Annotated in this window: 12 protein-coding genes; 9 read left to right on the top strand and 3 right to left on the bottom strand. The window is 62.7% G+C overall.

Annotated features, from left to right (window positions below):
- The 3 genes from EOC06_RS25430 to EOC06_RS25420 form a co-directional block, all read left to right on the top strand.
- On the top strand, positions 1-270 hold a 270-nt coding region (locus tag EOC06_RS25430), incomplete at its 5' end, for an ATP-binding protein (protein ID WP_245470051.1).
- Between the two features lie 113 nt (positions 271-383).
- Positions 384-1,109, top strand: coding sequence for a phosphate signaling complex protein PhoU (phoU, locus tag EOC06_RS25425; protein ID WP_127319336.1), 726 nt, complete (start codon positions 384-386; stop codon positions 1,107-1,109).
- Between the two features lie 89 nt (positions 1,110-1,198).
- Complete coding sequence (locus EOC06_RS25420; RefSeq protein ID WP_128309084.1) at positions 1,199-2,209, top strand: magnesium and cobalt transport protein CorA; 1,011 nt, start codon at positions 1,199-1,201, stop codon at positions 2,207-2,209.
- 98 nt (positions 2,210-2,307) lie between these two features.
- Here the strand turns inward: EOC06_RS25420 and EOC06_RS25415 are convergent, their stop codons facing one another.
- Entirely contained in the window at positions 2,308-2,826 is a 519-nt protein-coding gene (locus EOC06_RS25415; RefSeq protein ID WP_127267146.1) for a GcrA family cell cycle regulator, read from the bottom strand.
- Between the two features lie 358 nt (positions 2,827-3,184).
- Between EOC06_RS25415 and EOC06_RS25410 the strand changes: the two genes are divergently transcribed.
- From EOC06_RS25410 to EOC06_RS25400, 3 genes are all read left to right on the top strand, one after another.
- The gene (locus EOC06_RS25410; RefSeq protein ID WP_128309083.1) at positions 3,185-4,384 is read left to right on the top strand and encodes an aspartate aminotransferase family protein; all 1,200 of its coding nucleotides are present in this window, start codon (positions 3,185-3,187) and stop codon (positions 4,382-4,384) included.
- Between the two features lie 17 nt (positions 4,385-4,401).
- Positions 4,402-5,313 (top strand): ornithine carbamoyltransferase, encoded by a 912-nt coding sequence (gene argF, locus EOC06_RS25405; protein ID WP_128309082.1) that lies wholly within the window; start codon positions 4,402-4,404, stop codon positions 5,311-5,313.
- A 110-nt stretch (positions 5,314-5,423) separates the two neighbouring features.
- Complete coding sequence (locus EOC06_RS25400) at positions 5,424-6,455, top strand: Hsp33 family molecular chaperone (protein ID WP_127319330.1); 1,032 nt, start codon at positions 5,424-5,426, stop codon at positions 6,453-6,455.
- Positions 6,456-6,644: 189 nt separating this feature from the next.
- Here EOC06_RS25400 and apaG read toward each other — a convergent pair whose 3' ends face one another.
- Positions 6,645-7,037: a Co2+/Mg2+ efflux protein ApaG gene (apaG, locus tag EOC06_RS25395; protein ID WP_128309081.1), complete on the bottom strand. Its 393-nt coding sequence runs from the start codon at positions 7,035-7,037 to the stop codon at positions 6,645-6,647.
- Positions 7,038-7,281: 244 nt separating this feature from the next.
- On the opposite strand from apaG, the gene EOC06_RS25390 reads away from it, so the two are divergent.
- The 3 genes from EOC06_RS25390 to EOC06_RS25380 all read left to right on the top strand — a co-directional run bounded on the left by EOC06_RS25390 (position 7,282) and on the right by EOC06_RS25380 (position 9,119).
- Entirely contained in the window at positions 7,282-8,433 is a 1,152-nt protein-coding gene (locus EOC06_RS25390) for a ceramide glucosyltransferase (protein ID WP_128309080.1), read from the top strand.
- A gap of 106 nt (positions 8,434-8,539) precedes the next feature.
- Positions 8,540-8,809, top strand: a complete 270-nt coding sequence (locus EOC06_RS25385) for a BrnT family toxin (RefSeq protein ID WP_128309079.1) — start codon at positions 8,540-8,542, stop codon at positions 8,807-8,809.
- Entirely contained in the window at positions 8,793-9,119 is a 327-nt protein-coding gene (locus EOC06_RS25380; RefSeq protein ID WP_236383388.1) for a BrnA antitoxin family protein, read from the top strand. Before EOC06_RS25385 ends, EOC06_RS25380 begins: the two co-directional genes overlap by 17 nt.
- Before the next feature lie 23 nt (positions 9,120-9,142).
- Here the strand turns inward: EOC06_RS25380 and EOC06_RS25375 are convergent.
- Positions 9,143-9,470, bottom strand: a 328-nt coding sequence (locus EOC06_RS25375; RefSeq protein WP_206631255.1) for a PLP-dependent transferase, incomplete at its 5' end; no start/stop codon positions are given.

The following is a 9,470-nucleotide window of genomic DNA, read 5'->3' as shown; positions in this document are numbered from 1 at the left end:
GTTGTATCCATAGCCCATAGCGATGCCGGATCAGAGCCGGGCATCGACGTGACGATCAGGGACTTTGGCCCTGGCATTCCCGAGGAGCACATTCCGCGCATTACCGAGCGCTTCTACCGCGTCGACGTCGAGACCAGCCGGACCCAGAAGGGTACCGGCCTCGGCCTGTCGATCGTCAAGCATATACTGACGCGCCACAACGCCCGGCTTTCGATCAAGTCCGAAGTCGGCAACGGCGCGGCATTCTCGGTTCATTTGCCGACTCACTGATATCGCCCTAATTCAAAGGGACTGTTTCTTTTTTCTGTCATCCGGCTAGCGTATCAGCGGGGATTCGAGGAAACGACTCAAAATCAAAACACCCCGTGGGAAGGCATTTTGCCATGCAGTCCGTGCACATCGTCAGCGCTTATGACGAGGAGTTGAAATATCTGTCGAAGCGCATCGCCGCGATGGGAGGCCATGCCGAGCGCATGGTCGAGCAGGCGGTTACCGCTCTCGTCAATGCCGACCCAGGCCTCGCCCAGAAGGTCATCCGCGACGATACCGTACTGGACGAGGGCCAGCGCGAAATCGACGACAAGGCCATCATCATCATTGCCAAGCGTCAGCCGATGGCGGCGGATTTGCGCGAGATCGTCGGGACCATTCGCATCTCCGCCGACCTCGAGCGGGTTGGCGATCTCGCCAAGAACGTTGCCAAGCGGGTGGTCGCCGTCACCGATGGACGCCAGCCGACCAGCCTGTTCCGCGGCCTCGAGGCTCTGTCCACCCTGGCGTTGACCCAGCTGAAGGAAGTGCTCGACGTCTACGCGTCTCGCGCGGTGGAAAAAATCGGCTTCGTGCGCGATCGTGACGACCAGATCGACGCCATGTACACATCGCTGTTTCGCGAATTGCTGACCTACATGATGGAAGATCCGCGCAACATCACGCCCTGCACGCATCTGCTGTTTTGTGCCAAGAACATCGAGCGTATCGGTGATCACGCCACCAACATCGCCGAGACCATCTATTACATCGTCACCGGCGATCAGTTGCCGGCTGAGCGGCCCAAGGGTGACAAGACCGACAAAATCAGTCTTTCCGAGACGCAGCCGGTGAAGTGAACGCGCCTCTCGAACCGTCACCCGATTTACAGTAAGCTTTCCGGGCTTTGCCTCTATCCTCGCCCGTGGATTTGCTCCGGGAGGTCGTGATGGAAAATGCTCGGAACCTGACCCCGGCGCCTGGGCCGATATCGGGCATTATCGCTTGCGGCGTCTACACGGCGGGGCGCCGCATCGCCGACATTCCCATCGAGGAAGCCGGCGAATGGGCAAAAAAATCCGGCCATGTCGTCTGGATCGGCCTGTTGGAGCCCGACCGTAACCTGTTGCTGCGCGTCCAGGCGCAGTTTCACCTGCATGAGCTGGCGATCGAGGATGCCGAGCACCCGCACCAGCGGCCGAAGATCGAGCAATATGGCGACGCCTTGTTCATCGTCGCCCGCACCGCACAGCTGATCGACGGCCGGGTCACCTTCGGCGAGACCCATTTGTTCGTCGGCTCAGGCTACATCGTCAGCGTCAGGCACGGTCCCTCGACGTCCTATGCCGCCGTTCGTCAGCACTGGGAAAGCTGCCCGCATTCGCTGGCCAAGGGCGAGGATTTCGTCCTCTACGCCATTCTCGATTTCATCGTCGACAATTACATGCCGGTGCTCGAGCAGATCGAGGACGAGGTCGAGGCGATCGAGGACAAGGTTCTGCTGAAGCCGATGAACGCTCCCGACATCGAGCGGCTCTATATGCTGCGCCGCGATCTCCTGCGCCTGCGCAATGCCGCGCTTCCGCTGGTCGAAGTCTGCCGAAGGCTGACCAGCGCCGAGCTGCCGCAGATACATACCGCCATGCATCCGCTGTTTCGCGACGTCACCGACCACATCCGCACCGTCCAGGAGAAGATCGACAGCCTGCGCGAGGTGCTGGCGTTCGCTTTCGAGGCCAGCCTCCTGGTCGGCCAGAGTCAGGAAACGGCGAACACCAAGAAACTCGCCTCCTGGGCCGCGATCCTGGCGGTGCCCACGGCGCTCGCCGGCATCTACGGCATGAACTTCGACAGTATGCCGGAACTGAAGATGGAATACGGCTACCCGGTGGTGCTGGCCACGATCGCGCTGATCTGCGCGTTTCTTTACTGGCGGTTTAGGAAGAACGGGTGGCTGTGAGAATAGGCAGTAGGCAGTAGGCAGTAGGCAGTAGGCAGTAGGCAGTAGGCGAAGAGGTTCAGAGCATATTGCCCTACTGCCTACTGCCTAATCCCTAACTACCGACTCCGCCGCCGCTCCGATGCCGGCTGGAACGCCACGCGGGCGTGATATTTGCAGTAGGGTCCGGTTTCGGCGGCTTCGTTGCCGCAGAAATGGAAGTCCTCTGAAAGCGGGTCACCGTTCGGCCATTTGCAGGTTCGCTCGGTCAGCTCGACCAGTTGCAGATGCCGCGAGATCGGCAGCACGACATTCTCAACCGGGCGGATGTAATGGCGTGCCACGGGTTCGGCGTCGAACTGCGTCTGCAAGGCGGTCGCGCCGATCGATGTCGTGACATGGCGTGCCGTGGTTGCAGCGCGTGATACCGATTTCTGGACGGTCGATCCTTGCGCTGCCTTCTTCTGGCGTGCCGGTGTGGCGGTCGAGCGTCCGCGGCCCGATAGTTTCAGCCGATGCACCTTCCCGATGACCGCGTTGCGGCTGACCCCTCCAAGCTGCGCAGCAATCTGGCTTGCGCTCAGACCCTCCGACCACAGTTTTCTCAAGAGTTCTACCCGCTCGTCAGTCCAGTTCATGAGACCGCGCTCCTCTAAGCGTGCGGCAATCGGAATCCTTCTCCCGACCCGGCAACATTTGCCGGGGCAGACACCACATATATCTGGTGATTAGGTCCGCCGCACGAAATCTAGTTATTTCTCAACTACAACTACTCTATGCGCTGACTCGGTGACAAGAGTCCCAAGTGCAACACGAATCGGTTTTTTCGGTTTTCCCCAACTTGCCCGGTCGCTGATGAGCCGGCGTCCGGTCGGGGGGCTTGCCGCGCGCCACTACGCGACGTTTTCGTTGACTTCATGGCCGAAAAACGGGATAAGCCGCACAGGCCGCCGCTTTGGCGGCTTTTTTGATTTTCCGGTACCGGAGACGCATATAATGAGCGGTTCGGCGCTTTACGAGACCTTTGCTCGCGCACCCCTGGCCTTCGACCACGGGGAAGGCACCTGGCTGGTTACCGACAAGGGCGAGCGATATCTCGATTTCGCCGGCGGCATCGCCGTCAATTCGCTGGGCCACAGCCATCCGCATCTGGTCGCCGCACTCACCGAGCAGGCCGCCAAGCTCTGGCATGTTTCCAACCTCTATGAGATTCCGGGGCAGAGCCGTCTTGGCGAGCGGCTGGCCGACGCCACCTTCGCCGACAAGGTGTTCTTCACCAATTCCGGCGCCGAGGCGCTGGAATGCGCGATCAAGACGGCGCGGCGCTACCATTTCGTCAAAGGACATCCCGAGCGTTTCCGCGTCATCACCTTCGAAGGCGCCTTCCATGGCCGCACGCTGGCGACCATCGCGGCTGGCGGCCAGTACAAATATCTCGAAGGCTTCGGCCCCAAGGTCGAAGGTTTCGATCAGGTTGGCTTCGACGACATCGACGCCGCCGAAAAGGCGATCACGCCGGAGACGGCCGCGATCCTGATCGAGCCGGTGCAGGGCGAGGGCGGTATCCGCCCGGTGCCGACGCAGTCGCTGAAGCGGCTCAGGCAATTGTGCGAACAGCACGGCCTGCTGTTGATCTACGACGAGGTCCAGTGCGGCATCGGCCGTACCGGCAAGCTGTTCGCGCATGAATGGTCAGGTGTCACGCCAGACATCATGGCGATCGCCAAGGGTATTGGCGGCGGCTTCCCGATGGGCGCCTGCCTTGCCACGGATGAAGCGGCTGTCGGCATGACCGCTGGCGTGCACGGCACCACTTTCGGCGGTAACCCGCTTGCCATGGCGGTCGGCAACGCCGTGCTCGATGTCGTGCTGGAAGACGGTTTCCTCGAAGATGTCCAGCGCAAGGCGCTGCTGATGAAGCAGGGGCTGGCGTCGGTCGCCGACGAATTTCCCGAAATCATCGAGGACATCAGGGGTGCCGGGTTGATGCTCGGCCTCAAATGCGCCATGCCCAACACCAAGGTGAACATGGCCTTGCGCGACCAGCACCTGCTGGCGGTTCCGGCCGGCGACAACGTCATTCGCCTGTTGCCGCCGCTCACCGTCACCGACGCCGAGATCCATGACGCGCTCAACCGCATCCGCGCCGGCGCCAAGGGCCTGGCGGAGGCGATCGCTTCCGCCGCGGCGAAGTAATCCCGGAACCATTGCAGATGTCAGTTCGCCATTTCACCGATCTTTCCACCGTTTCCGAAGGCGATCTGCGCTTGATGCTGGACGATGCGGTGGTGCGAAAGGCGCGCCTCAAGGCCGGCGAACGCACCAAACCGCTCGAAGGCAAGGTGCTGGCAATGATCTTCGACAAGCCGTCGACGCGCACGCGCGTCTCCTTCGACGTCGGCATGCGGCAGCTCGGCGGCGAGACCATCATGCTGACCGGCACCGAGATGCAGCTCGGCCGCTCCGAGACCATTGCCGACACGGCCAAGGTGCTGTCGCGCTATGTCGATGCGATCATGATCCGCACCACCTCGCATGAGCGCCTGCTGGAATTGACCGAGAACGCCACCGTGCCGGTGATCAACGGATTGACCGACGACACCCATCCCTGCCAGCTGATGGCCGATATCATGACCTTCGAGGAACATCGCGGTCCGGTCGCCGGCAAGACCATCGCGTGGACCGGCGACGGCAACAATGTGCTGCATTCCTTGCTCGAGGCCTCGGCCCGGTTCCGCTTCAACCTCAACGTCGCCGTTCCCGAAGGCAGCGAGCCGGCGCAGAAGCATATCGACTGGTCGCAGGCGCATGGCGGCAAGCTGCATTTCACCCGCTCGCCCGAGGAAGCCGTCGATCAGGCCGACTGCATCGTCACCGATTGTTGGGTCTCGATGGGTCAGGAGCATCGCGCCCGCGGCCACAACGTGTTCTCGCCCTATCAGGTCAACGCCAAGCTGATGGCCAAGGCCAAGCCGGACGCGCTGTTCATGCATTGCCTGCCGGCGCATCGTGGCGAGGAAGTGACGGACGAGGTCATCGACGGGCCGCATTCGGTGGTCTTCGACGAGGCCGAGAACCGGCTCCATGCCCAGAAGGCCGTGCTTGCCTGGTGTCTCGGCGCTTGAAGTGTCTCGGCGCTTGATCCCCGGGAGCTTGATCTGCGGGGGTGTGATGCCTATTTGCGCCGCATCACGCAAATCAAGCGCGTTTCGACGCATGCGCCCCGGAGGGCGGCATGGCCGCGCCTTGGAGCTTTGTCATGTTGGAAACCTATCAAGTGACTGAACATCACCCCAAACTCGGCGAATTTGGCTATGCCGGCGACGATCATGTCGTGCCGTTCGAGGTCGGCCCGCTCGATGTGCGGGGCCGCACCGTCCAACTCGGGCCGATGCTCGATGCCATCCTCAGCCGCCACGATTATCCCGAGCCGGTCGCCCGCCTGCTGGCGGAGGCCTGTGTGCTGACCGTGCTGCTCGGCACCTCGCTGAAGTTCGAGGGCAAGTTCATCCTGCAGACCCGCACCGACGGGCCTGTCGACATGCTGGTCGCGGATTTTTCCACGCCCTCGGCGCTGCGCGCCTACGCGCGTTTTGACGCCGACCGGCTGGAAGCGCTGGTCGCGGCCGGCGAAACCTCGCAGCAGACCCTGCTCGGCAGCGGCGTGCTGGCGCTGACCATCGACCAGGGCGCTCATACGCAGCGCTATCAGGGTATCGTCCAGCTCGATGGCGAGACGCTGGAAGATGCGGCACGCACCTATTTTCGCCAGTCGGAACAGATCCCGACCGATCTCAGGCTGTCGGTGGCCAAGCTTTTGACGCCCGGTCCTGGCGGTGCCCGCGAGCAGTGGCGCGCCGGTGGTATCCTGGCGCAGTTCCTGCCGCAGTCGCCCGAGCGTATGCGCGTCCCGGACCTGCCGGGTGGCGATGGCGATCCGCGCGAGGAGATCCACGACCCGGTCGACAATTCCTGGCAGGAGTTGCTGGCGCTGCTCGGCACGATCGAGCCGACCGAACTGATCGACCCGACAATCGGTGCCGAGCGGCTGCTTTACAGGCTGTTCCACGAGCATGGCGTGCGCGTCTTCGGCGGCGTCCCGGTCGCCGACCAGTGCTCGTGCTCCAGGGACAAGATCCGCGGCATCCTCGAGGGTTTTTCCGCGCAGGAGATCAAGGACAGTACAGAGGACGGCGGCATCCACGTCGCCTGCGAATTCTGCTCGAAGCAATATGACTTCGACCCGGCGGAATTCGCGGCTCAGTAGCAGGGTTTTTCCTTCTCCCCGTTTACGGGGAGAAGGTGCCCGAAGGGCGGATGAGGGGCAGCGCGAACGTCGGCGAATGGCCGCACGTACTCAATCAGACGCCGTTATGACGGAATGTAATCTCAGGGCTCGGCGCCGCCCCTCATTGCCCTGCCGGGCATTTCTCCCCGTAGAACGGGGAGAAAGACGCTAATTCACCGTCCGCCGCGTCCCCGGCAGGTCCAGCGAAAACGCCGGAATGGCGATGTCGAACGTCTCGCCGCGCTTGTTACGCATCGTGTAGTGCCCGACCATGATGCCGGACGGTGTCGAGAGCGGGCAGCCGGACGTGTACTGGTAGCTGTCGCCGGGATTGAGTTCGGGCTGGTCACCGACCACGCCGGGGCCGCGGACTTCCTCGACCCGGCCGGTGCCGTCGGTGATGTGCCAATAGCGCGACAGAAGCTGCACGAAATCGTCCGACTGATTGTCGATCGTTATCTGATAGCCCCAGACATAGCGGTTCTCCGAGGGATCCGAGCGGTCCTCCAGATAGAACGGCCTGACCTGAACTTCGATGCTGCGCGTGACGGCGCTGTACATAAGCGGCTCCAAAACAATCCGGCAACTCTCGGCGCTCCACGCGGGCTGGTCAACGGTGCGCGTCCTGTCATTGCGGACCGAACCCCAGGTGGCGGCAAAGAATGTCATTTAAGTGACACATGACAATGATGGTGTGCGCCGACCAGTGCCGCGCGACTCGGGCGCTCTGTCGAACTGTTGAATCGGTCGTCATGCCAGCCAGATTGTTCTGGCGGACCGGTTTTCCTGGAGTGACCGGATCTCGATGGAACTCACTCTCATAGCCGCCACGCTTTCAACCGCCCTCATCCTCTCGAATCTCGCCAGCATCGTGCTCGCCGCTTCGCGTCTGAAACGGCGCCGCACCATTGCGCCGCCGGCCGGCAAGCCGCGGCCGGTGTCGATCGTCGTGCCGTCGCGCGGCGTCGAGCCGTTCACGCAGGAGACGCTGGAGCGCGCCTTCTCGCTCGACTGGCCGCGCTACGAACTGATTTTCTGCGTCGCCCATGCCGACGATCCCGTGGTCGAATTGATAAACAGGACGATCGTCCGGTTTCCGAAAGTGCTGGCCCGGCTGCTTGTCGGCGACGACCGCATCAGCGCCAATCCGAAACTCAACAATTGCGTCAAGGGCTGGGAAGCGGCGCGGCACGACTGGGTCGTCCTGGCCGATTCCAACGTGCTGATGCCGAGGGACTACATCCAGCACCTGATGGCTGCCTGGCGGCCCGGCACCGGCCTTGTCTGCTCGACGCCGATTGGCTCGCGGCCGGCCGGCTTCTGGGCCGAGGTCGAATGCGCTTTCCTCAACACGCTGCAGGCGCGCTGGCAATATGCCGGCGATGCGCTCGGCCTTGGCTTTGCCCAGGGCAAGAGCATGCTCTGGAACAAGCCGATGCTCGACGCCAATGGCGGTATCCGCGCGCTGGCGGCCGAGATCGCGGAGGATGCCGCCGCGACCAAGCTGGTGAACAGTCTCGGCCTGCGCGTCGATCTCGTCGCCGCCCCCTTCGAGCAGCCGCTTGGCCGGCGCTCGTTTGACGAGATCTGGTCGCGTCAGGCCCGTTGGGCGCGCCTGCGCCGCGTCACTTTCCCGCTGTTCTTCGCACCCGAAATCCTGACCGGCGCGTTGGTGCCGCTGGTGCTTGCGCTGATTGCCGCAGCCAGTGCCGGTTTCAGCCTCTGGGCAACCGCCATTGCCGTACTGGCGGCCTTCTACCTTCCGGAGTGCGCCCTGGCCTGGTCCAAGGGCTGGTACCTGTCGCCACGCATGGTCGCCGCGATCATGGCGCGCGACCTGATCCTGCCGGCGATGTGGGGACGCGGCTGGCTCGGCGGCGCCGTCGACTGGCGCGGCAATGCGATGACCATCGGCACCAAGACGGCCGAGCTGGAAGAGACGCCGTCCGGCGCCTGAAGGCGTCAGCTAGGTTTGACCGCTGGAATAATTATCGTATATACGGAAATGTTGCGTTAGGCTCTATTTTTGTGTATACATAATTTATGGGAACGCACCGGCGGCGATGCGGTTCGAGTGGGATGAAAACAAGGCAAGGATGAACAGGGCCAAGCATGGCGTGGATTTTGCGATCGCACCATCCTTCGACTTCGCCAACGCCGCTATCAGGCTCGACGACAGCGAGGACTTTGGCGAGGACCGCCTCGTTGCCATCGGTCTGATCGGAACTGGCGTCCATGTGATGGTTTATGTCGAGCGACGATACGCCATCCGCGTTATTTCGCTGCGCAAGGCCACAAGGCAGGAAATTACGGACTATGTCGAAAACCTCTAAGACGATCGTACGCCGTGAGGCTGCTGCGCCCCAGCTGTCACGTGCTGACGCTTTGGCGTTGGCCAAAAAGGCGCTTGCCGCGATGACCGACGAAGAAGATGCCAAGATCACCGCTGCGGCCGAAGCCGATCCGGATGCGCAGCCAACCGATGCCGTTTCGCGCCGCAAGGTTGGCCGGCCGCCGCTTGCCCGGCCCAAACGTGCCGTACAGCTACGCCTCGACGCCGACGTTCTCGACCGCTTCAAGGCCGCTGGCGATGGCTGGCAGACCCGCATGAACGAAGTGCTGCGCAAGGCGGTCGGCCTGTAATCCTGTGACGACGCTCGCGCGCGCTACCTGGCCTTCAGCGCCTGCGCGATGTCCTCGAGCAGATCGTCGGTGTCCTCCAGCCCAACCGAAAGTCTGAGCGTGCCCGGCCCGATGCCGAGCTCGGCGCGCGCCTCATCGCTCAAATTCTTGTGCGTCGTCGTCGCCGGGTGGGTGATCAGGCTCTTGGCGTCGCCGAGATTGTTGGAGATCAAGACGATGTCGAGCGCGTTCTGCAAGGCGAAGGCCGCCTGCTTGCCGCCCTTGACGTCGAGGCAGATCAGCGTCGAGCCGCCCGCCATCTGCTTCTTGACGATATCGGCCTGCGGATGGTCGGCGCGCCCGGGATAGATG

It is taken from the genome of Mesorhizobium sp. M7A.F.Ca.MR.362.00.0.0, from assembly GCF_004023175.1.
In the GTDB taxonomy this organism is placed as follows: domain Bacteria; phylum Pseudomonadota; class Alphaproteobacteria; order Rhizobiales; family Rhizobiaceae; genus Mesorhizobium.
The sequence above is the reverse complement of the archived record's forward strand: the minus strand, read 5'-3'. Positions and strand labels throughout refer to the sequence as shown.